General features: G+C 45.7%; 25 protein-coding genes and 6 pseudogenes. 12 read left to right on the forward strand and 19 right to left on the reverse strand.

The features are described from left to right. The first annotated feature begins 91 nt into the window (after positions 1–91). The 6 genes and pseudogenes from JCM11217_RS13245 to JCM11217_RS13265 all read left to right on the forward strand — a co-directional run bounded on the left by JCM11217_RS13245 (position 92) and on the right by JCM11217_RS13265 (position 2,737). Entirely contained in the window at positions 92–394 is a 303-nt protein-coding gene (locus JCM11217_RS13245) for an A24 family peptidase (protein ID WP_243678165.1), read from the forward strand. Beyond that, complete coding sequence (locus tag JCM11217_RS13250) at positions 391–558, forward strand: hypothetical protein (protein WP_243678166.1); 168 nt, start codon at positions 391–393, stop codon at positions 556–558. Before JCM11217_RS13245 ends, JCM11217_RS13250 begins: the two co-directional genes overlap by 4 nt. A 17-nt stretch (positions 559–575) precedes the next feature. After that, positions 576–854 carry an A24 family peptidase C-terminal domain-containing protein gene (locus JCM11217_RS13255; RefSeq protein WP_243678167.1) on the forward strand — a complete coding sequence of 93 codons (279 nt, stop codon included), beginning with the start codon at positions 576–578 and terminating at the stop codon, positions 852–854. Between the two features lie 38 nt (positions 855–892). Continuing rightward, positions 893–2,205: pseudogene (gene hisS, locus JCM11217_RS03055) on the forward strand (histidine--tRNA ligase). Positions 2,206–2,240: 35 nt separating this feature from the next. Beyond that, positions 2,241–2,426 (forward strand): hypothetical protein, encoded by a 186-nt coding sequence (locus JCM11217_RS13260; RefSeq protein WP_243678168.1) that lies wholly within the window; start codon positions 2,241–2,243, stop codon positions 2,424–2,426. A 44-nt stretch (positions 2,427–2,470) separates the two neighbouring features. Continuing rightward, positions 2,471–2,737 carry a DUF151 domain-containing protein gene (locus JCM11217_RS13265; protein WP_243678229.1) on the forward strand — a complete coding sequence of 89 codons (267 nt, stop codon included), beginning with the start codon at positions 2,471–2,473 and terminating at the stop codon, positions 2,735–2,737. A gap of 5 nt (positions 2,738–2,742) precedes the next feature. Here the strand turns inward: JCM11217_RS13265 and JCM11217_RS03065 are convergent. From JCM11217_RS03065 to JCM11217_RS03075, 4 genes and pseudogenes are all read right to left on the reverse strand, one after another. Next, positions 2,743–3,152 (reverse strand): annotated as a pseudogene (locus JCM11217_RS03065) (secondary thiamine-phosphate synthase enzyme YjbQ). 54 nt (positions 3,153–3,206) lie between these two features. Then, entirely contained in the window at positions 3,207–3,581 is a 375-nt protein-coding gene (locus JCM11217_RS03070) for a roadblock/LC7 domain-containing protein (protein WP_054842081.1), read from the reverse strand. A 46-nt stretch (positions 3,582–3,627) separates the two neighbouring features. After that, positions 3,628–3,765, reverse strand: a complete 138-nt coding sequence (locus JCM11217_RS13270; protein ID WP_243678169.1) for a hypothetical protein — start codon at positions 3,763–3,765, stop codon at positions 3,628–3,630. Beyond that, on the reverse strand, positions 3,738–4,238 hold the full coding sequence (locus JCM11217_RS03075) for an ArsR family transcriptional regulator (protein ID WP_243678170.1): 501 nt from the start codon (positions 4,236–4,238) through the stop codon (positions 3,738–3,740). The genes JCM11217_RS13270 and JCM11217_RS03075 overlap by 28 nt, the downstream gene beginning before the upstream one ends. A gap of 107 nt (positions 4,239–4,345) precedes the next feature. On the opposite strand from JCM11217_RS03075, the pseudogene rfbC reads away from it, so the two are divergent. Beyond that, a pseudogene (rfbC, locus tag JCM11217_RS03080) lies at positions 4,346–5,015 on the forward strand (dTDP-4-dehydrorhamnose 3,5-epimerase). A gap of 41 nt (positions 5,016–5,056) precedes the next feature. Here rfbC and JCM11217_RS03085 read toward each other — a convergent pair. Further along, the gene (locus JCM11217_RS03085; RefSeq protein WP_054842012.1) at positions 5,057–5,611 is read right to left on the reverse strand and encodes a hypothetical protein; all 555 of its coding nucleotides are present in this window, start codon (positions 5,609–5,611) and stop codon (positions 5,057–5,059) included. Between the two features lie 54 nt (positions 5,612–5,665). Between JCM11217_RS03085 and JCM11217_RS03090 the strand changes: the two genes are divergently transcribed. After that, complete coding sequence (locus tag JCM11217_RS03090; protein WP_054842013.1) at positions 5,666–6,922, forward strand: tRNA pseudouridine(54/55) synthase Pus10; 1,257 nt, start codon at positions 5,666–5,668, stop codon at positions 6,920–6,922. A 10-nt stretch (positions 6,923–6,932) separates the two neighbouring features. Here the strand turns inward: JCM11217_RS03090 and JCM11217_RS03095 are convergent, their stop codons facing one another. Next, positions 6,933–7,274 (reverse strand): 50S ribosomal protein L21e, encoded by a 342-nt coding sequence (locus JCM11217_RS03095; protein WP_243678171.1) that lies wholly within the window; start codon positions 7,272–7,274, stop codon positions 6,933–6,935. Positions 7,275–7,357: 83 nt separating this feature from the next. Here JCM11217_RS03095 and JCM11217_RS03100 point away from each other — a divergent pair, with 83 nt between their 5' ends. Then, on the forward strand, positions 7,358–7,708 hold the full coding sequence (locus tag JCM11217_RS03100; RefSeq protein WP_054842014.1) for an RNA polymerase Rpb4 family protein: 351 nt from the start codon (positions 7,358–7,360) through the stop codon (positions 7,706–7,708). A 14-nt stretch (positions 7,709–7,722) separates the two neighbouring features. Beyond that, on the forward strand, positions 7,723–8,289 hold the full coding sequence (locus tag JCM11217_RS03105) for a DUF655 domain-containing protein (RefSeq protein ID WP_054842015.1): 567 nt from the start codon (positions 7,723–7,725) through the stop codon (positions 8,287–8,289). A 7-nt stretch (positions 8,290–8,296) separates the two neighbouring features. Here the strand turns inward: JCM11217_RS03105 and JCM11217_RS03110 are convergent, their stop codons facing one another. Then, positions 8,297–8,698, reverse strand: a complete 402-nt coding sequence (locus JCM11217_RS03110) for a translation initiation factor IF-5A (protein ID WP_054842016.1) — start codon at positions 8,696–8,698, stop codon at positions 8,297–8,299. 100 nt (positions 8,699–8,798) lie between these two features. Between JCM11217_RS03110 and JCM11217_RS03115 the strand changes: the two genes are divergently transcribed. Together JCM11217_RS03115 and JCM11217_RS03120 are read left to right on the forward strand one after the other, a co-directional pair. After that, the gene (locus tag JCM11217_RS03115) at positions 8,799–9,617 is read left to right on the forward strand and encodes an NAD(+)/NADH kinase (RefSeq protein WP_054842017.1); all 819 of its coding nucleotides are present in this window, start codon (positions 8,799–8,801) and stop codon (positions 9,615–9,617) included. After that, positions 9,614–9,988, forward strand: a complete 375-nt coding sequence (locus tag JCM11217_RS03120) for a hypothetical protein (RefSeq protein WP_054842018.1) — start codon at positions 9,614–9,616, stop codon at positions 9,986–9,988. Before JCM11217_RS03115 ends, JCM11217_RS03120 begins: the two co-directional genes overlap by 4 nt. Here the strand turns inward: JCM11217_RS03120 and JCM11217_RS03125 are convergent. The 12 genes and pseudogenes from JCM11217_RS03125 to JCM11217_RS03165 all read right to left on the reverse strand — a co-directional run bounded on the left by JCM11217_RS03125 (position 9,982) and on the right by JCM11217_RS03165 (position 19,497). Next, positions 9,982–10,537, reverse strand: a pseudogene (locus JCM11217_RS03125) (50S ribosomal protein L22). The gene JCM11217_RS03120 and the pseudogene JCM11217_RS03125 overlap by 7 nt on opposite strands. A 65-nt stretch (positions 10,538–10,602) precedes the next feature. Beyond that, positions 10,603–11,765 (reverse strand): annotated as a pseudogene (locus tag JCM11217_RS03130) (M20 family metallopeptidase). A 19-nt stretch (positions 11,766–11,784) separates the two neighbouring features. After that, positions 11,785–12,171: a glycosyltransferase family 4 protein gene (locus tag JCM11217_RS13275; protein ID WP_243678230.1), complete on the reverse strand. Its 387-nt coding sequence runs from the start codon at positions 12,169–12,171 to the stop codon at positions 11,785–11,787. Next, positions 12,159–12,410: a hypothetical protein gene (locus JCM11217_RS13280; protein WP_243678172.1), complete on the reverse strand. Its 252-nt coding sequence runs from the start codon at positions 12,408–12,410 to the stop codon at positions 12,159–12,161. Before JCM11217_RS13280 ends, JCM11217_RS13275 begins: the two co-directional genes overlap by 13 nt. A 106-nt stretch (positions 12,411–12,516) precedes the next feature. Next, positions 12,517–12,804 (reverse strand): hypothetical protein, encoded by a 288-nt coding sequence (locus JCM11217_RS13285; protein ID WP_243678173.1) that lies wholly within the window; start codon positions 12,802–12,804, stop codon positions 12,517–12,519. A gap of 42 nt (positions 12,805–12,846) precedes the next feature. Beyond that, positions 12,847–13,629: a sugar phosphate nucleotidyltransferase gene (locus tag JCM11217_RS03140; protein WP_054842020.1), complete on the reverse strand. Its 783-nt coding sequence runs from the start codon at positions 13,627–13,629 to the stop codon at positions 12,847–12,849. 49 nt (positions 13,630–13,678) lie between these two features. Continuing rightward, positions 13,679–15,976: pseudogene (locus JCM11217_RS03145) on the reverse strand (DEAD/DEAH box helicase). Positions 15,977–16,030: 54 nt separating this feature from the next. Beyond that, on the reverse strand, positions 16,031–16,435 hold the full coding sequence (locus JCM11217_RS03150) for a hypothetical protein (protein ID WP_054842021.1): 405 nt from the start codon (positions 16,433–16,435) through the stop codon (positions 16,031–16,033). Positions 16,436–16,585: 150 nt separating this feature from the next. Then, a complete protein-coding gene (locus JCM11217_RS03155) occupies positions 16,586–17,161 on the reverse strand; it encodes a hypothetical protein (RefSeq protein ID WP_054842022.1) in 576 nt (191 codons plus the stop codon). 25 nt (positions 17,162–17,186) lie between these two features. Continuing rightward, positions 17,187–17,984 carry a homoserine kinase gene (locus JCM11217_RS03160; RefSeq protein WP_054842023.1) on the reverse strand — a complete coding sequence of 266 codons (798 nt, stop codon included), beginning with the start codon at positions 17,982–17,984 and terminating at the stop codon, positions 17,187–17,189. Between the two features lie 207 nt (positions 17,985–18,191). After that, positions 18,192–18,602 carry a (Fe-S)-binding protein gene (locus JCM11217_RS13290; RefSeq protein ID WP_243678231.1) on the reverse strand — a complete coding sequence of 137 codons (411 nt, stop codon included), beginning with the start codon at positions 18,600–18,602 and terminating at the stop codon, positions 18,192–18,194. Next, on the reverse strand, positions 18,583–19,497 hold the full coding sequence (locus tag JCM11217_RS03165) for a (Fe-S)-binding protein (protein WP_243678174.1): 915 nt from the start codon (positions 19,495–19,497) through the stop codon (positions 18,583–18,585). Before JCM11217_RS03165 ends, JCM11217_RS13290 begins: the two co-directional genes overlap by 20 nt. Positions 19,498–19,549 lie beyond the last annotated feature (52 nt).

The raw sequence follows: 19,549 nt of genomic DNA on the forward strand, positions 1-19,549 counted from the left end.
GACCTTTTAATTTATTACCCATATACCCATTGTTAACCTGCCAAACATTAACCTTAATAATTTCCTTAAGGACCAGATTAATCGTAAATCCATGGTAAGCCCATACACACTACTCTTAGTGGATTACCTGTTGGCGCTTGCTGTACAAGTTGCGGCGTCAATACAGGACTTAAGGACCAGGGAGATCAGTGATTGGACGTGGATAATAGGCTCAATAATATGCATACCACTGAGCCTATACGCAGTGATCATGCTTAATCAATTAATTCTGTACATAATTAGTGTGGTCGTTGGTTCGGTATTTGCATTAGCAGTTTATTGGCTGAGGGCAATGGGTGGTGCTGACTCTAAGTCCATAGCCTTCATATCGGCCTCAATACCACGCTACCCATGACCAGCCCAGCACTAACCGTGATAAACATCACGCCATTATCAGTACTAATTAATTCACTAATCATAGCTTTAGCAATATACATACCCTACAACATAGTTCAAAATATTAAGTACGGCAATATTGCGAGGCCCTATCCAGGGTTAAGGGGGGGCTTAACAAGGTAATATACTTAGTGACTCTCATGTGCGTACCTGCACATAGGGTTTTTAGAAACCCCAATAATTACGCAATATCCCAGGAACCCGCCGATGGTGGATTTCAACCAGTGATTAGGCTTGGTCTTGAGGTTGATGACCCAAGGGAGTTACTAACTGAGTGGTTGTCCCAGGGTAAGATCAACGTGGATACACCGGTACTGACTTCATACCACATACCATTCATAGTACCCATAACCCTCGGCCTAATTATGTACATAATAACCCATGCAAACTTCCTAACGCTTGCCCTGTCCTCATTATGAACACGAAAATTTTTATTTAACCGCTATATCGGTGATCTGTGGTATTTGACGATAAGGACCTAAGGCCTGTCAGGGGGGGAATGAGGGACCTAACGCCTGAGGAGTATTACCCAATGCTTCAAATCTTTGATAAGTTGGCTAGGGTCGCCGAGTCCTTTGGCTACCTAAGGGTTGAGACGCCAGCCCTCGAGCACTATGAAATACTTAAGGCCAAGGCGGGTGAGGATGTGATAAACGAGATTTATTACTTCAAGGATAAGGCTGGTAGGGAGGTTGGGCTTAGGTTCGACATGACCGTGCCTGTGGCTAGGGTCGTGTCGTACAGGGTTGACGTGCCGAAACCAATTAGGTGGTATTACATAACGAAGGTTTGGCGTTATGACGAGCCACAGCACGGTAGGTATAGGGAGTTTCACCAATTCGGTATTGAATTCATAGGTTCCTCAAGCGTTAGGGCTGACGCTGAGGTACTGGCCGTTGGTGTTGAGGCCCTCAAGGCCCTTAGTATTGGTGATTTCAGGATTAGAATAAACGATAGGAGAGTCATTGATCAATTATTGGGTAAGTTAGGGATATCTGGCGAATTGAGGCCGAGCGTTCTCAGGATCATGGATAAGAGGGGTAAGGTGCCTGATGATGAATTACTAAGGATGTTGAGAGACCTCGGGTTGAATAATGACACTGCACAGGAAGTTCTTAGGCTCGCCAATACGAGTGAGAGTATTGATAAGGTCATTGACTCGTTCAGGGAGTTCGGCGTTAGTGATGAGTTTATTAAGTATTATAGTGAATTGATAGACCTCCTGGACATGTATGGTATACGTAATTACATGGACCTTGACATGGGTATCGTGAGGGGACTTGATTATTACACAGGCATTGTATTTGAAATGTACGTGCCAGACTACAAGTTGTCCGTGGGGGGGGTGGCGGTAGGTATGATAATCTAATTGAGATTTACAGCGGAAAGCCAATGCCAGCCTCGGGATTTGCCATGGGCATTGAAAGATTGCTTGAGGTACTTGAGCAGAGGGGGGGCTCGCTTAAGCGTGGTTCTCCACAGATTGATTATTACGTGTATGTCCTGGGTAATGACAGGAGTTACCTGGCGCTCGGTTATAAGTTAGCCAGTAACTTGAGAGTTCGTGGTAATAAGGTCCTTGTTGATACTGGAGAGAAGAGTCTCAGAAGTGCGCTTGAGTACGCTTCGAAGATAAACGTTAGGTACTTCGTAATAGTGGGTCCTAAGGAGGTATCGCAGGGCTTTGTTAAGGTTAGGGATATGAGTAGTTGGAGTGAGAGAGAGGTCCCATTAACTGAGTTCGGGATTAATGCCAGGGGGGGTGAATAAGTAAATAAAGGGGGGGGTTGTTTAATGTTAGTATAATGGTTAGGGAAGGGGGGGGTTCGGGCAATTCAAAGTACCTAAAGGCTGATCTTCTTGATGTAATTGAAATACCGGAGGAGGGCGTTGCAGTGATGCTCTTCACAACCGAGGAGTGGGAGGATAGGGTCCTGCCAATTAGGATAGACATAACAGCCTCATTCTCAATAAAGAAGGCCCTAGGCTAGTCTCATTTCACAGGCCATTAACCCACGATTTACTCGTCGACTTAATTAATAGGCTCGATGCCGTTGTCGAGAAGGTAACCATCGACGCCATGATTGACGGCGTTTACCTAGCCACAATATTCATTAAGGATAATAGGACAAACGAGACATTCCAACTAGATGCCAGGCCAAGCGATGCCACCGCAATAGCCGTGAGACTTGGAGCACCTATCTACGTAGCTGAACACCTCGTAGCCTACACAGAACCTCTCGAAAATTATAGGGAATTAAGGCTAGGTACGGCTTCAGTTTTAATAAGAATTTCTAATTAAGGCATTCACTCACCGAGCGCCACAAGGACAACCCTCCTACTCCTAGGCCCATCGAACTCAGCTAGGAAAACCTCCTGCCAAGTTCCGCGGATAAGTTCGCCATTCATTACTGGCAATACATAGAACTGCTTAAAGATTGACGTGAGGAGATGGGCGTCGGCGTTATTATCTATCTCATTGTGGTGGTAATTACCGTTGGCCGGTACTAACCTTTCAAATAAATTCTCATAGTCCTTCCTTATCCTTGGCTCATCCTCATTGGCGAACAGGCTGATGTTGCGTGCGGTAGGAAGACTAGGACTATGCCGTTCCTAATTCCGGAATTCTTAACGAAATCCTCCACCTGATCCGTTATGTTAATGACCTCCCTACGCCTCCTACTTTGTATTGTTATTTCCCTCGTGATGACCCTCATAACACATTAATTAACCCGGAGCAATTAGTAAAACCTTATCCGCATAATCAGTCATTACCTTAATTGCTTCTGAATAAGCGATATGAGCCTATCCAACTCAAGCATTGTAAGCCCTATCGTTGAGTCATCACCACCCTGCACCAAGATGCCAATTGCAAAGTCCCTAAACCTCTTAATTATTATGTAGCCCGTACTCGCCTGAACAATTACGTGGCTAGAATCCTCATTGAGCAACTCCTTACTAACCCTATCGCCCACTGCACTTAGTGATGCGACCATTGCGGCTACGCGGTCCGGGTCAACATCAATCCTTGATGCATGGGCCACCAGGAGCCCATCAAGTGATGCTATATACACGCCGCTTATATTATCGGTGCTGTTTAGGAAATCCTTAACAACCTTACCCAAGGCTTCACTGACCTCCTCCATTACCTTATTATTCAATTCCTAAGAGAATATAAACATATCTTCCAATCTACTTCCTAACGATTATCCTCCAGCCACTCTTAAACCTCTTAATTAAATCCCTCCTAACTAACTCCCTAAACAGCTCCACATAAGCCTCACTAGGCTCGGCACCCCCCCTTAGCTCAATCCCGTACCTCCTCGCCAAGGACTTAACATTATTGACGCAGTCTGCCTGAGCGGGCAGGTTGAGCAGTAGTTGGTTAGGGGCTCGCCGTTGATTATCACGAGTCCGTGAATTGGGTCTATGAACGCACCCTTATTCATTGATATGCTAAGCACTATCTCTCCATTAACATCGTGTATATCATAAACTACGTAGATGCGACCACCGGGCAGGTACTTATTACCGCTCTTAATAACCCAACCGGAGTTTAACAGTCTCTTTAAATGCCTTGATAACTTACCCCCCCTCTGAATATTCGTTCTCCTCATGATCTGCGTAAAGGTGTTATACCCACTCAACACGGCAAGCATTATCTCGAGGTTCGTGCCATCAAGTATCACGTTGAAGTCCCTCTCCATCATCAATACGTACTCATTATCATACCTTGGGGGGGTCGCGCTTACGCGCTCGCCATTTATCGTAACCACTATTTCGGGCTTAACGACGGCGTTCATTAAGTAACGTGGTAATGCCCCAGCTTATTAACCAATTTCCAGAAATCACTCTGTTTAGTAAGTGCTCGTAGGTATTACTTTAAATTATTAATTTTCATGGTTTATTCATGCCGTTTAAGAACTTTATAAGGCTTGAAATACCCGATGTAATACTCGTGGAGCCCGTCGTGTTTCCAGACGTTAGAGGATTTTTCATGGAGCTTTATAAGAGGACTGACTTCCTAACGGGTGGTGTGCCTTACGACTTCGTCCAGGTAAGCCTAAGCAGGTCAAGGCGTGGTGTTGTCCGTGGCCTGCACTACCAGCTTAAGCCCATGGAGCAGGGTAAGCTCGTTACCGTAGTTAGGGGGGGCGCGTGGTTGACGTTGCCGTTGACGTTAGGAGGGGGGGCTCTCCCTGGTTCGGTAAGTACGTAATGGTGGAGCTCTCTGCAGACAGCCCAAGGCTTCTCTGGATACCACCAGGCTTCGCCCATGCTTCCAAGCCCTTGAGGATGACACTCTATTCCTGTACCTACAGACCAAGGAATACAGCCCACAGCATGAGAGATGCATTGCCTGGAATGACCCTGAAATAGGCATACCATGGCCAATTAAGGAGAATGTAATAATTAGTGAGAAGGATAGTAAGTGCCACCGCTTAGGCAGGCTGAGACGAACTTCGATTATCCGATATAATCAGCCCTCACACGCATCAGCACCGGATAAGCCTGTTAAGCCTCATCACACTAAAGCTTATTATGTGGATAACTTAAATTTAAGTCATATGATGAGTTGAACCCACGCAGATAAATGAAGATGCCTAAACCGACTGACCCATTACTCCCTAATGATTATTATTGGTTCGCCAAAGGATGAGTAATGCCTACTCCACTTATTCCTTAGGGCTATGTTCAGTTCCGGGTCCAAGTGAGGCCTTATCGTCTTAATAAACCTAGCTATCGAATCCCTCTCGTGAATCACGAGGTAAAGCCTCCCATCACTGCTTGGAAAGACACCACTATTAATGCCCAACAACTTTAGTATGATCCTTAAGGTAAGCCCAAAGGACTTACTCGGTATCCTAATGCTAAGTACGAAATTAGGCATGTCGAGCCCTGGCTCTGGATCAATCAATTCCCCGTAAAAATCATAAAGACCCCTCAACATTTTAACCCAATCATTAATGTTGAAGAACATCAATAACCTGATCGGCTTCTGCATGACCTTACTAACCTCATTGCATATATTATTTGCCGCATTCACCGTATTACCAACCACCGTGATTCCAGGTTCTAACGACCTGGCATAATCAACTGCGTCGGAGAATCCCTCAATACTCCTCCACTTCACCGAGCATTCATTCAGGAAGGCGCCAAGTAGGTATGGATCCACGAAAAGTGATTCCCTATATGCTTTAATACACTTACTACGCAGGTAGTACGATATATGAGTATTGAGAGGGCCATGGAGATACTGAGGAAGTACCCGCTCTGTGATCATTGCCTTGGCAGGTTATTCGCTAGGTTGGGCACTGGGCTTAGTAATGAGGAGAGGGGGGGTAGGGCGATTAAGGACTATCTATTAATGAGGATTCACGAGAGGATACTGAATGAGGGATTGAGCGATGAGCTGCTTAACGATGTTAGGGCATTGGCGCTAAGTGGCCATGAACCAAGTATAAAGTTCCTAGGTAATATGGGGGGGATTAATGTATCACCAGCTAAGTGCTACGTGTGCGGAGATGCCATTTTCAATAGGCTTGATGAGTGGGCGAGCGCCATTGCGAATAGCCTTAGGTCTCTCGGCATTGAGTTTAGGTCGTTTAGGCTTGGTAGTAGGGTGCCGCTTGATGTACTAAATAGGGAGTTGAGTATAACCACGGAGTTTAATATATCGAGTGCTGAATCAATTAAGCGCGAGTTGAATAGGGAATTGGGTAAGAGGGTCTCCGCAGTGCTTGGAGTTCCCTTCAGTAGGGAAGAACCTGATGTGGAGGCAGTCATAGATGTGAGCACGGGCTCCGTGGAGACGCAGGTAATGCCAATATACGTATCGGCTAGGTATAGGAAGGACCATAGGCTAGTTAATGAGGAGACCCAGGTAAGGTGGCCCATTGACAGGGTGATACAGGCCTATGGGGGGGCTCAAGACGTGGTGATACACGCTGGTGGTGAGGATCCAAGGGGGGGTGCCAGAGTTCTTGGTAATGGCAGGCCAGTGATACTGCAGATTGTTAGACCCAGTAAAAGGCCTGATGTAAATGATGTCTCTTTATTACTCAAGGATTCAAGTTATGATATTACTCTCAATAACCTATCTAGGGTCAGGGCATCTGCCGTAGTTAGGATGAAGGCTAGGGTTAGGGATTATGTAATTACCTATAGGGTCCTGGCAATTACGAGTAATTCAGTCACTGATGAGAATATTAAGTCTCTGCATGATTACTTCAGGAATAGACAAGTGGTTCAGGTGTTTAGGCGTGGTCGTAGGGTTAGGAAGAGGGTTAGCATGGTTTATGAACTCGATGGTAGGGTTGTCAGGGGGGGTAAGCTTGTGGAGTTCTTAATCAAGTGCCAAGGAAACCTATACATTAGGGGGGGTTTTGTCCATGGTGGTTTTGGCAGTGTTGAACCGAGTATCGCCGGCACGCTGGGCTTCAACGTTAGGCCTGTGGAAATCGACATACTTAACATAAGTGATTAACTTTTGTTAATCACGACGTAGGCGCCTTGGTCTCGGTTGACTGAGCCTTGAAGGGAACTATGTGGTCTGGGGTCGTTATTATGACTTTCCTCTTACCGCCAACATAAATCTCGATTTCGTATGCCTTACCCCCCCTCCTACCAATTATTGTACCCACCTTACCCTGGTACCTCCTGTGAGGTGCCGTGGTTATGAATGTTGGGTCTATGTCGATTACGACCTTATCACCGACATTATACTCATAGAGCCACCTGGAAATCCCTGGTCTACCCTTCTCCCTAGGCTTTTTTGTCAGTAACTTCCTCGACTTATAGCGTAGCCCATGTGTTCGGTGCACGACGAACCCCCCCAAGCACCACAATTCTATGGAGTATTTAAGCATTCCCTTCATTAATGACCTTAAATTTAAATAGGGATTTTTATTAGGGTTTAATTGTGGTTAAGCGTATCATTAATTCTGAGGATATCTCCATGGCTGAGGCACTCAGGATTCTCGAGGAGAAATTACTTAGTGTTAATCCTGGCATTACCGACGAGGTTGTGAACAACACCCTGGACTACCTGAGGAAGTTCTCCAAGATTAACCCAGATAAGGCGAGGGAATTAATTTCGGAATTAATGAAGAGGTTTGGCCTGGCTAGGTTGACTGCTATTCAGATAGTTGATTTAATGCCTCAGACTGCCGATGAGCTTAGGGTGCTGCTTGGAGCTGAGAAGAGGGAGTTTAGTGATAAGGATGTGGAGGAGATCCTAAACCTACTGAAGAGTGCCAGGGGGGGTTCTTAAGGGGGGTGTTTTGAATGGTTAAGAGGGAGGACTACGCATACATACTCGACATAATACCTCCGGAGCAAATGCTCATTAAGGACCCATCCCTCATCAAGAAGGGTTTTCCGAGGAATGAGGCCTATGTACAGGCTATTGGTGAGCAGTTCTTCACGCTCCTTGAGTTAACGCTTAAGCCTAACGCAACAGCTGAGGTTGGTGAGAGGGTTTACATAGGTAGTGGGACTAGGGATAAGGTGAATAAGATTGTTAGGAGGATTAATTATGACGAGCTCACTAATGAGGCTAAGAATGCTCTTCCTGAGATTGTCGCTAAGATTGTTAAGGCTCAGGAGAGTAGGTTCGTGGACTTCTTCAATAAGGCTGGGCCAATAACGCTTAAGATGCATAGTCTCGAGCTTCTCAGGGGGGGCATTGGCAAGAAGACTCTTTGGCAGATACTTGAGGAGAGGAGGAAGAAGCCCTTCCAGTCCTTTGAGGATATTAAGAGTAGGGTTGGTATTGACCCAGAGAAGTTAATTATTGATAGGATATTGAGGGAATTACAGGGTGTTGATCAGTATAGGATCTTCGTGGGCTAATTTTTAACTACCTAACCCTAATTATCTTCCTCCTACCGGCAATATCCCAAACCTCAACCTCAACCCCCCCAGGCTCAATCCTACCCTTAACCTCCTCCTCCATCTGGTCCTGACTAACCTCAAAGGTACTGTAGTTCCTAAGGTCCATCAACTGCCAGGAATCACCAACCCTAGCCACGACCTGGGCAACGAACTTCTCAATAATCGGCACCTCGACCTGGGCATCAGCAGGCACTATTAAAGTCCTCTTAACATTGTCAAAGACACCAATACCCACTATCCTCACCTTAGCAGAACCATGCTTACCAGTCTTACTCTTCTCAACCTCAACCACCTTACACGGCTCCCCATCAATCATTATATAGCTACCTTCCTTCACCGAACCTGCCTCTGTTGGCTTCGTCGACATACAAATCGACATAGCTAGAGCTAATAAAAGGTTTTCTATCGAGTAATTCCCTGAGAAATTACTTATTAATTCACTTGGTTATGCATTAGCCTGAGTATTAATGAGGATATTGATATACATTGGTAAGTACGAGGATTACGCACTGGCGAAGCTAATAATCAATAGGCTTAGTAGTAATGGAGTTGAGGTTGTTGCCGCTAGGGATGTGGAGGTTAAGAACCTAGGCATACCCAAGTGGGATGGTTCTCAGGACGTTGACATGGCCATGGTGATTGGCGGTGACGGGACAGTACTTAGGTTTATTCACGAAATCACAAACTCCATAAGTACCCCCCCTATACTTCACATAGGTACTGGCAGGGTTAATTACCTAAGTGACGTGAGTGCCAGGGAGTTACCCCCCCAGGTTCTTGATAAGATAGTTAAGGGTGAGTACACGATTGAGGAAAGGCTCACGCTGAAGGCTGTGGCTACGGACTTCGAGTGCACGGCATTAAATGAGGTATTGGTTAAGGGTGTTGACCCAGGTCATTTAATAAACGTAACCATCGTTGAGGATGGTGGTGAGGAAGTAATGAGAGCTAGGATGGATGGTGTCATAATAGCAACGCCCACGGGCTCCACCGCGTATGCCTTAGCGGCAGGGGGGGGTCCTGCGGTCGATAGTAGGTTGGCCGTGAAGTTGATAGTGCCCCTCGCACCATTTTCAAGGGCTTTAGTCCCCCCCATTGTACATCCATACGAGGTACCCATTAAGGTATTAACGAGTGAGGTGGCCCACATACTCTGTGATGGTATTGTTGCGCAGAGGGGGGGTGCCGAGATACGCATCACCCCAGGTGATAGGAAGGTGAGGTTTATCAGGACGCGCCAATACAGGATGTATGATAGGTTATTTAGGAGGTTATTCATACCATGAGCACTGAAGGTACCATAATACTCGATACATCCGCGATATTACACATGAGGGATTTACGCCCATTAATGGGTATGGGAAACCTGATAACGACAAATTACGTAATTAATGAGCTGAAGGATGCGAGAGCCATTGTCGTGCCTGAGATACTGAACATAAGCGTTTATGATGTTGGTGAGGATGAAATAATACTTGCCAGGAGGAACTATCACTTGCCAAGACTATTAAGTGATGCCGATGTTTCGTTAATAGTCTTAGCCCTGAGATTAAGGGATAAGGATCCTGTGGTGATTACTGATGATTCGTTGCTAATAAAGTTCCTTAGGAAGTTGGGGATCAGGTATTCAGTGATTTTCCTGAGGAAACGTCAGTAGGGCTTTGGTTTCAGCTTAAGTCTCTTTGGCACATTCTCCTCGGGTATCTCAGCACCAGCCAGCTCTATCGTTACGGTGTCTTGGAACCAGGGTGTTGACCTACCGAAGGCTCTGGGCATGTAATTCCTGATCTTACGACCCTTATGAACGGCAGCGTGAACAATAACCACGTTATCAACATTAAGGCCCCCTATAACTCGCGTTATTCTCAAGGTTCTTAAGAACCTCCAGGTAGGCCTTGGCAACCTTAACAGGCCACTTGGCCACTGGCCAGCCTTCCCAGGGCGTTGTGTGGTGTGCCTGCTTCTTGGTGAATCTCCTTATTGGTATTGGAGCCTTCATCTTAATGACGTTGTTCAGATACTCCTCGGCTTGCTTAATTGTGAAGCCCCTAATGAACCTAGCCACCTCAACAGCTTTCTTCCAACTAATCCTATACTCATAACCGAGGGCCTTAACCACCTGATCCTCGGTAATACTCGCTCCATAAATCTCCTTAACCCTCTTGATGACGTCCTCCGCATCAATGCTCCAATCAATCCTAGCCATACCCAAACCAGCGTGAGCAATGCAATATAAAAATATTTACCTACCGTAATTCATAGACGGAAAAACTACGCATCACCATAGACCTCCATAATTAACCGTGAATACACATCCACGGACTTAATAATATCACTAACCTCTATGTATTCGTCAGGTCCGTGGGCACTAACGATACTGCCAGGCCCATAAGTCAGTGCATCTATGCCAGCCCTTTGTAAGTAACGTGTATCAACTGGAACCCTCGATATACCTACCCTAGGACTTACATGCAACGTATTACTTATTATCCTCATTAATTTACTTAGCAACCTTGAGCCATTGTTTATTGACGACTCTATCTTACTTATTACGTAGATATCCACGGATGAATTAATATTACTCCTTAATCCATTTATGTAATCAATCAATTCCTCAAGCGAATCCTCAGTATCCTCACTCGGTAATATTCTCCTATCTATTGAAAATTGAAAGTAATCAGGCACGATATTACGAGAAACACCACCCTTAACAAGCCCTCCCAACGTGATGGTCGCCCTTTCGCTCATGAATTGCCTATTCTCGATCTTAGGCTTCAACTCCTTAATTAATGCATAGGCGACCTTAATGCCATCCTCGAAGGCGTTATTGCCATACCACGGTTGTGAGGCATGACTTGGTATACCCCCCCTAACAACAATGTCTAATTGCAGTATCCCCCCCATGCTGCCAATCCATACCGTGTCAAGTCCCGTGGGTTCAGCTACGATTGCATAGTTTGGTTTACTGATCCTATTAATTAAATAGCCAATACCCGTTGCACCGCCAAGTTCTTCGTCTGGCGTGAAGGAGAATTCCACACATCCATAGAACTCCCTTAACTCACCAAGCCTCTTTGCGAGTAATACCAGGCTGTCACGCCACCTTTATCATCAGATGCGCCTCTGCCATAGACCCTACCGTTAATGAGCACCGGCTTAAATGGTTCCGTAACTAACCAGCCACCTCCTCCAGGAACCACGTCATAATGAGCGTTGAAGTGAATCCTCTCATTCCTGGCATTGCACAGCTCAGCCAATAATATGTATCTTGGGTAATCCGCATACTCAGGGTAACTCTCATTAACGATGGATTTGGGAACCTCGATAATATTCGTACTCAATCCATAATCGGTTAATAAATTGTCTAGGTAATTGATTATCTCTAGGTAATTCTCGCCGGGTGGTGCTACCGTCCTCAGCCTAATTAGGTCCATCAATACATCGATTACTTGCTTAATGGACTCGCCCATTCTCACTTAACTCATTATATATTGCTAATAATTCCTTACCAACAATACTAGGCGAGTGTCTCTGGGCAACGATTGCCTTAGCCCTGGCGCCAAGTTCCATGGCATACTCGGGAGAATTGATGAGTTCCTTAACGCTGTCTAGGAAGCACTTAGTATCGTTAACCTCACATAGTATACCTCCATCACTCACCACCTCGGGTACTGAATCCACGTTTGATGCAACCACGGGTATGCCCATGCTCATAGCCTCAAGTGCCGTGAACCCGTAAGCCTCACCCCCCCTGGTTGGGAAGAGAAGCACGTCAAACTCAGCCATTAACTTAAGCAGTTCATCCCTCCTCATTGGTTTATGATACTCTACACCCTCAATCCTCCTTGGGCTTTTACCAACATAAACCTTCCTAACGCGCTTGGCAGCTTTGACATAACGTCCTCTGCAATGTCACCACCCTTCCTATGATACTCAACACCGATGAATCCCACCGTTATCTCATTATCGATTTTCCTAAAGCTCGTCACCATTGGTGGCGGCACAACCCTAACATCCCTAAACCCCCCCTCCTCCTCAAGACCCTCCTTACTCCATTGAGTCCAGGTTATCATCACCACATTATCCCTATTGAATAAATACCTGAAGGTCTTTATAGCTAGTCTATATAACGAACTCTTCCTCGACTTACCTATGTATTTCTCGAATAGGTTAAATATTGGTTGGTCAATCTCCTGTACCCAGGGTGTCCGTGGTATGAATAGGTTCAGGAAAAAGGCGTGGGTTAACCCCCCTCAGCTTAAGTGAGTATGCCGGCTCTATTAATGCCTTAAGAAACCACTTGGTTGTTGTGTCTCTGGTTATGTAGAAGTCGTTAGATGACGGTGATAAATCAACAGGTTCATTAATAACCCTGTAATACACACCAGGCGGCGGATTCTCAAGTCTTAACCTAATTCCAGTCCTTATCTCACCAGAAACCCTGTTCCTACTTACAATAATATTTACAAGCATAAGCTAAGCCGTAAATGAGTAAACCAGGGCTATTATTAAATATTAGTCTCCTTCATGTAAGTTAAATGTTCTAATAATGGTGTTGAAGTAGCTCTCAGGATCGCCAACACTAAGCCAGGAATCATCACTGAGTAACAATCCATAGACCTCGCCACCGCTATTAATCACGTTCTCAATACCGTACGTCAACTCAAGCTCCCCATCCGCCTTGGCCGACTTAAGCCCGTCGAATATTCTCCTATTAAATATGTAAACTGCCGATATGGCAATATTGGACTTGGGATTACTCGGTTTTTCCTCGACATTTAATACCCTAACTAAGCCATAACCATTATACATCCCCTCATTCCTAACAACAGCAATGCCATACCTACTGGGATTATTAACCCTCCTGAGGAATAATACGGCGTCTGGACTCAACTCCTCATATAACTTAACTCCTTCTAAGTACCCTCTTGTTAAAATGCCATCATCTGCGTGAACGAAGAATGGATCGTTATTAACGAAGTCCTCAGCCCTAAGCACGGCATCACCAAAGCCAAGAGGCTTCTCCTGAAATGTGAATGATATTTGCGCCTTTAGTGAGTCCGTGAATAACTTATCCATTAGGTAATCAATTAATGGCTTCCCATTCCTACCAACGACAATCATGAACTTAGAAACACCAACCTCCTGAAGGCGCGCTATTATTAAGTCAATTATTGGAACCAGCATGGGCATTTCATTCCTGCGTATTAACGGTAATAACGCCTTCGGCATTATGAGGGTCATATTCCTCATCCTTGTGCCAAGCCCAGCGGCAGTGATGACTGCCTTGCTAATCATCAACAGGCTAGGTCTGTGGTAATAATATATAAGTATTTCACTTTCGATATCAAAGGTAATCAAGAAGCGAACCTCTCCTCCTAGTATACCCCTGCCTACCGCCCTCCTCCTTACCTGCATTAATCATCGACAGTTTAACCACCTTACCCTCCTCAATTAATTTCCTGGCTTGTTCAATTATTGAACGTGCAAGCTTATCACCAAAGCCCCCCTAATCATGCCTATGGCCCTCGGATCCGCATTGGCGATGTCCTCGACACTCTTAAATCCGGCGTTGTATAATGCCCTAGCCCTAGCCCTACCAACACCCTCGAGATTCACCACTAACTCTATCAATTCATCCTTAACTCCATAGGTCAGTCTCCACCTGAGTATATTCAATCTCTCCTCATGCCTCCTCATACCCAATGCGCCGGCTAGTCTGGTTACGGCACTCGCCAGCCAATCCATTAAGTCACTATATACTCTTAAATCGCCGGGTCCCACGTCATAGTTCTTATACAGCTCATCCTCGGAAACCTCGTTAGCCCAGTCAAGGAGCATCACCGCAGTCTTCACTGTGGATAGGTAATCCTCAACCTCCTCATCCTCAAACTCTCCATTCTCAATTTCATCCCTCGTGATCGGCGGTTTAATTAATAAATAGTCCCAATTATCAAGCACCAGTTCCAGGTAATCATCAAACTCATTCCTCCTAACCCTAAGCCTCGGCACCTCAGGCGATTGAATAATTAAGTGAGTGTAACCCAAGTCATTCGTCTCATCCCTAGCTTTAAGCCCACGAATATACGTATTCGCCGTGTATGGATCCAGGTAAAGATTATTCAGTAATGAACCTAGAGACGTCGCAGCCACATAGCTATCCCTCCTCTCGAGGAATCCCGACTCAACTAGGAAATTAATCACGTCATCAATCTTCCTCCTTAACAGGTCCCTAAGGAACTCATTCCTGTGGAAACCACTCTGAATGTACCCTAGTTGATGATACGAATCTCATCACATCATCGATACTCGAGGCATAACCGCTAGCTATTGCCGATAGCACGTGCGTGGCCAGGTTCTTATCCGTCAGAAACTTGGACTTAACATCCTCTACTCTTGCATTTACGTAATTCCTAATTAGGTAATCAATTTCATCCTCACTCCTGGCGATGAGCACGGCTTCGCCATATGGATCAAGCCCAGGCCTGCCCGCCCTACCAGCCATCTGCTTATACTCCATTACAGGGAGTTCCTCCATTCCGATGCCCGGCTCGTACCTCCTATACTCATGGATAATAACCCTCCTCGCCGGTAAATTAACGCCGGCAGCCAGCGTCGTCGTTGCAACAACAACCTTAATCAGCCTATCCCTAAAGGAATTCTCAACTATTGATCTTGTATCCATGTCAAGGCCTGCGTGATGAAATGCAACACCGCACTTAACAATCCTAGCCAACTCCTCACCAAGCAACTTGGACTGTGAGGTCTCAATGATCGAGCTTGAGATCTTCGTTAACGCACTCGGCTCTATAAGCTTTGTCCCGTAATTACATATGTAATGAGAAATTTGCTGGGCCAGCTTGACCGTGTTTGATCTGGAGTTTGTGAATACGAGGGCCTGGCCACCATTAATTATTGTATTCATCACAAGTGAGAGCACGGGATTTCCCAAATCCTTAATCAATGCCCTGGACCCATCTGCGTAGTAAATAACACCATCATAATAGACACCCTCCCTAAGCTTGACAGGTCTCCAATCGGAGACCACAAGCTCGGCATTGAGGTAATTCGCAATCTCCTCGGCATTGCCTACGGTCGCTGACAGGGCCAATAATTGCGTGTTGAGACCGAGCGCCTTCACCTTTGCGATTATTGATTCTATAGTTGGTCCCCTCTTATCGTCATCAATATAGTGAATCTCATCAATGACCAAAACACCGACTTGCTTAAGCCACTCAGCCTTATGCCTCAGTAGGCTGTCGAGTTTCTCGTATGTCGTAACCACTATGTCATAATTCATGAGCCAAGCATCCTCCTTATCATATTCACCGGTTGTTACGGCAATCCTAACGCCAAGTCTCTCGTAAATCCTCAAATCCCTAGCCTTCTCATAGGCCAGGGCCCTCAGTGGGACGGCGAGTATGGCCTTAACACCCCCCCTGGTGAGCACAGCATTTACCATAACCAACTCCGCCATCAGCGTCTTCCCAGTCGCGGTGCTCGTGCACATGACCATGTTCCTACCGTCAAATAGCCCCTTACGCACAGCCTCCTCCTGCGGTGGATAAAGTTCCTGAATACCCCCCCTTTCCCTGATTACGAAATCCTTTAGTACGTCGGGAAGCGGCAGGTCAGCGATGCGCAACGTAACCAACCAGACATTAATTCCCAACAGAATTAATAAAGAGTTCAGGCCGCATTAAACGCATAATTCATGCGCCTCAACACTGATGTCCCAGGTGCTCGGCCAATTACTGCCAAATCTATCTATGAGGTATGGCCTTGCGTAGTCAGGCCACGAGCCACTAAGCACGTAATTAACCACCGCCAAGGCCAATGCAGGCCCCACCTCAGCCCCATAACCATTAAACCCACCAATTAATAGTAGGTTACTTGACCCGATAGTGCCAACCAAGGGCCTCATGTCAGGCGTAACTTCACAATAACCAAACCTTGACCCAATAAGCAACGCCCTACTAACCCTGGCCCTAACCTTACCCTTGAGCTCATTGAGGAATTCACGGTCAACACCGACATCCTTACCTGGCTCTGTAATCTTTGAATTACCATCTCCACCAACGATTATTGAAAGCCCCCAAGCCACTTAGTGCATTATCAATTATTGAACCGAGGGGGGGTCTCATGTAAATGTTGAGTACGTAATCATAAACAATATCACTGACTTTCCTGGCCATGAATGCCGCTGCCTGGCACTTATACGGTAATAATGGTGCCCTCAGACCAGCGTCCTTAATTACTGTTGAGTTCCAAGCCCCCTGCAGCGAGGATTATGTAATCCCCCATACAATTCCTCACTGTTTACTAAAACTTTAATGCCGTCATTACTAAATTTAATAGCGGCGGTACCTCTAACATAATTGGCATTGTTAATCTTACGAACTTGTTTAATCAGTGATGGGTAATTAACGAGGTTATCACCATTAATACTTAGAATGTATATCTCCTGGTCATTAACCCTCCTAAGGCCGTACTCACTAACATCACTAACCACATGCACTTCAGCGCCGGCGTCACGCCACATACCCATTATGTGTGATACATCGTTATAACACGTCTCTGGTATTATGGTTATTGATCTCATAGGTCTTAATACATTAACTCCCAATTCTGTCGATAACTCATTATACACGTCCTCACTAATCCTCGATAATGCAATGTCCTCAGGAAACCTAAGAAGCTTTGAGTGAATGAGTGGAAACCTTGGTCTTTGAAATCCTGAGTTGATTAATGTAACGTTAACGCCCCTTAATGAGAACAAGTGCGTTAATACTGTCCCTATAACTCCCCCACCAATTACTATAACGTTCATGCCAACCTAAGGCACATAGCGTATATTAAGTATTAAGGTCCTCACAGGGTATTTCGTGAACACCGACATTACTTGGCCGCGTAATGATTAAAGTATAGTCCCTCAAGCCATGGTTCCTCAATAAGTTATTAATAGCTTCCTTAGATGGTTCGAAGTCGAATATTCCGAATAATGATGGGCCAGCGCCAGCCAGGGCAACGCCAATAGCGCCAGCCTTTAGTAACGCCTCCTTAACCGCGTCATAGTGTGGGTAAAGCTTAGCCCTCACAGGCTCAATAACCGCATCGCCCATCAACGCCTTACCCAACACACCCCTATCGCCAGTAATCAGTGAGTAGACGAGCATTGATGCATAGGCGGAGTTATTCTTAAGGCTTGCCATGTCCACGGCATTAGGCAATAACTTACGCATCTCCCTGGTGCTGGGTTTATTACCGGCTATGACTATTGATAACCAATAATTACTAGGTACGTCAATCCGAACGAAGTCCCCAGTAATTGGATTAATAATGACTAAGCCACCCAATAGGGATGCAGCCACATTATCCATGTGCGGAGTACCCGCTGCCGCGATTTCACCGAGCGCCGCAATCCTAATCAACGACTTATGATCAAGGCCGGCATTAAGTAACTTATTGAGGGCATAGGCAATGGCCGCCGCATCAGCGCCACTGCTACCTAAACCACTCGCCGGTTTAATATCCTTTTTAACCACAACGTTAATGCTAAAGTTAATACCAGTAATCCTCCTAAACTCCTCAATTACCGGGTAAAGCGTGGTAGCTCTATAGTCACTGGGTAAATAATGAGAATAATAACCCATAAAGCTTATATGATCATCCCCCCCTGACCTAACTCAACGTAGACATCATCATAAGGCTCAAGAATAGCTAGTGATAATACATCGAATCCAGGCCCTAAATTAGCTATAGAGGCTGGACCCCCCCTAACACATATGGCCATCGAAGCTAAATATAGTGCCTATTTATAATTATTAACTTAAGTAAGTAATCCCTATTACCCTAAGTCACTAAATACTTACGCTTTTAAGCTCTTCATAGCCTGGATTTCTGCCGGACATATACGATGCATCAAGTAATTCTGTTGGGTATAACAATTTAATACTTAGATTATTATCTCTGATTATGTTTGTCCAATGGGCTTTGCAGGTTACGCTTTCCAGTATTAATGCCTCGGGTTTATGGCGCATTACATCCTCAATCTTCTGCCTAGTTATTTCCTTAGCAATGTCTGGATGCCTATCTGGGTACATCATGCCAGCCCCCCCACAGCAAATATCGGCGGTGTCTAAACCCCCCCTTATTTCAAGGCCTGGTATCTTACTGATTACGCGTAATACTGCATCGTGGGCCTTCGCAACATTCATCAAGTGACAACTGTGCTGTATTGATACTCTCATCTTAACGGGGGCCGAGTTCACCAACAAGCCCAACCTTATCAAGGAGTTGTAATGTGTTCATAACCCTCTGCTTAAGGTTCAGTTTTGCATTAAGTAATCTCTCGTACTCAAGCCACTGAGCCTGGCAACCACCTGAGTCTGGGACAACTACGTAATCTATGCCATATGCCTTATCATACTTATCTAGTACATCGATATTGTGTCTCGCAAGCTCAAGGGCTTTATTAAACATGCCCATGTGCATGTATGGCGCACCGCAGCACTTGAATTCCCTGGGAACTACCACTTCAAAACCATTCCACGTCAATACCCTAATTGTGGCATAGACTAGATGCGTATGGGATTGCCAGGCGACGCATGAGTTCGTCGTAAATAGCAATACCCTACCCCCCCTAACCGGCTTATCTCTCGGTACCTCAAACACCCTGCCAAGTACATCATCAAGCCTTTCAACGTCCCTAGATCTCGCAAACCCCCCCTTCATGTGCCTCGGTATTCCAGGTAATGAGCTGGACACCGACAGCGCCAGTTTTATTACCGTTGGGCTCTCAAGAAGTTTAAACCCGGTCCTTACGTACCATGGATATCCATAATCTATTAACTTACTGCCCAGGTAGGCATACGCAGCCTCAAGGACCTTACTATACTGAACACCCGATGGACATGCTGTCTCGCATCTCCTACAAATTACGCATGCATCCAAATGCTTAAGCAGGGTCTCGGTGGGTTGTAACTTACCCGTTAACAATGCCTTGACTAGGTATATCCTACCCCCCCTTGGACTGTCTGCCTCATTCCATGTAGCCCTGTAGGTTGGGCATGTTGGTAGGCAGAAACCGCAGTGCACGCACTTATAGGCTTCATTGAGCCCCCCCTCCTCAACGAACTTCCTGTATAGGTCGTCACCACTCATCATAGACCACCCACGAACCTCCCAGGGCTCATTATACCCAATGGATCAAAGACGG

Origin of the sequence: Vulcanisaeta distributa JCM 11217, from assembly GCF_001316005.1 — an archaeon.
Classification (GTDB): domain Archaea; phylum Thermoproteota; class Thermoprotei; order Thermoproteales; family Thermocladiaceae; genus Vulcanisaeta; species Vulcanisaeta distributa_B.

Excerpts from the sequence above, each read along its gene's own strand:
- JCM11217_RS13245 (WP_243678165.1), top strand. The coding sequence starts at position 92 with ATGGTAAGCCCATACACACTACTCTTAGTGGATTACCTGTTGGCGCTT.
- JCM11217_RS13250 (WP_243678166.1), top strand. The coding sequence starts at position 391 with ATGACCAGCCCAGCACTAACCGTGATAAACATCACGCCATTATCAGTA.
- JCM11217_RS13255 (WP_243678167.1), top strand. The coding sequence starts at position 576 with ATGTGCGTACCTGCACATAGGGTTTTTAGAAACCCCAATAATTACGCA.
- JCM11217_RS13260 (WP_243678168.1), top strand. The coding sequence starts at position 2,241 with ATGGTTAGGGAAGGGGGGGGTTCGGGCAATTCAAAGTACCTAAAGGCT.
- JCM11217_RS03070 (WP_054842081.1), bottom strand. The coding sequence starts at position 3,581 with ATGGAGGAGGTCAGTGAAGCCTTGGGTAAGGTTGTTAAGGATTTCCTA.
- JCM11217_RS03075 (WP_243678170.1), bottom strand. The coding sequence starts at position 4,238 with ATGAACGCCGTCGTTAAGCCCGAAATAGTGGTTACGATAAATGGCGAG.
- JCM11217_RS03090 (WP_054842013.1), top strand. The coding sequence starts at position 5,666 with ATGAGTATTGAGAGGGCCATGGAGATACTGAGGAAGTACCCGCTCTGT.
- JCM11217_RS03105 (WP_054842015.1), top strand. The coding sequence starts at position 7,723 with ATGGTTAAGAGGGAGGACTACGCATACATACTCGACATAATACCTCCG.
- JCM11217_RS03110 (WP_054842016.1), bottom strand. The coding sequence starts at position 8,698 with ATGTCGACGAAGCCAACAGAGGCAGGTTCGGTGAAGGAAGGTAGCTAT.
- JCM11217_RS03115 (WP_054842017.1), top strand. The coding sequence starts at position 8,799 with ATGAGGATATTGATATACATTGGTAAGTACGAGGATTACGCACTGGCG.
- JCM11217_RS03120 (WP_054842018.1), top strand. The coding sequence starts at position 9,614 with ATGAGCACTGAAGGTACCATAATACTCGATACATCCGCGATATTACAC.
- JCM11217_RS13285 (WP_243678173.1), bottom strand. The coding sequence starts at position 12,804 with ATGCTTGTAAATATTATTGTAAGTAGGAACAGGGTTTCTGGTGAGATA.
- JCM11217_RS03140 (WP_054842020.1), bottom strand. The coding sequence starts at position 13,629 with ATGATTAGCAAGGCAGTCATCACTGCCGCTGGGCTTGGCACAAGGATG.
- JCM11217_RS03155 (WP_054842022.1), bottom strand. The coding sequence starts at position 17,161 with ATGAACGTTATAGTAATTGGTGGGGGAGTTATAGGGACAGTATTAACG.
- JCM11217_RS03160 (WP_054842023.1), bottom strand. The coding sequence starts at position 17,984 with ATGGGTTATTATTCTCATTATTTACCCAGTGACTATAGAGCTACCACG.
- JCM11217_RS03165 (WP_243678174.1), bottom strand. The coding sequence starts at position 19,497 with ATGATGAGTGGTGACGACCTATACAGGAAGTTCGTTGAGGAGGGGGGG.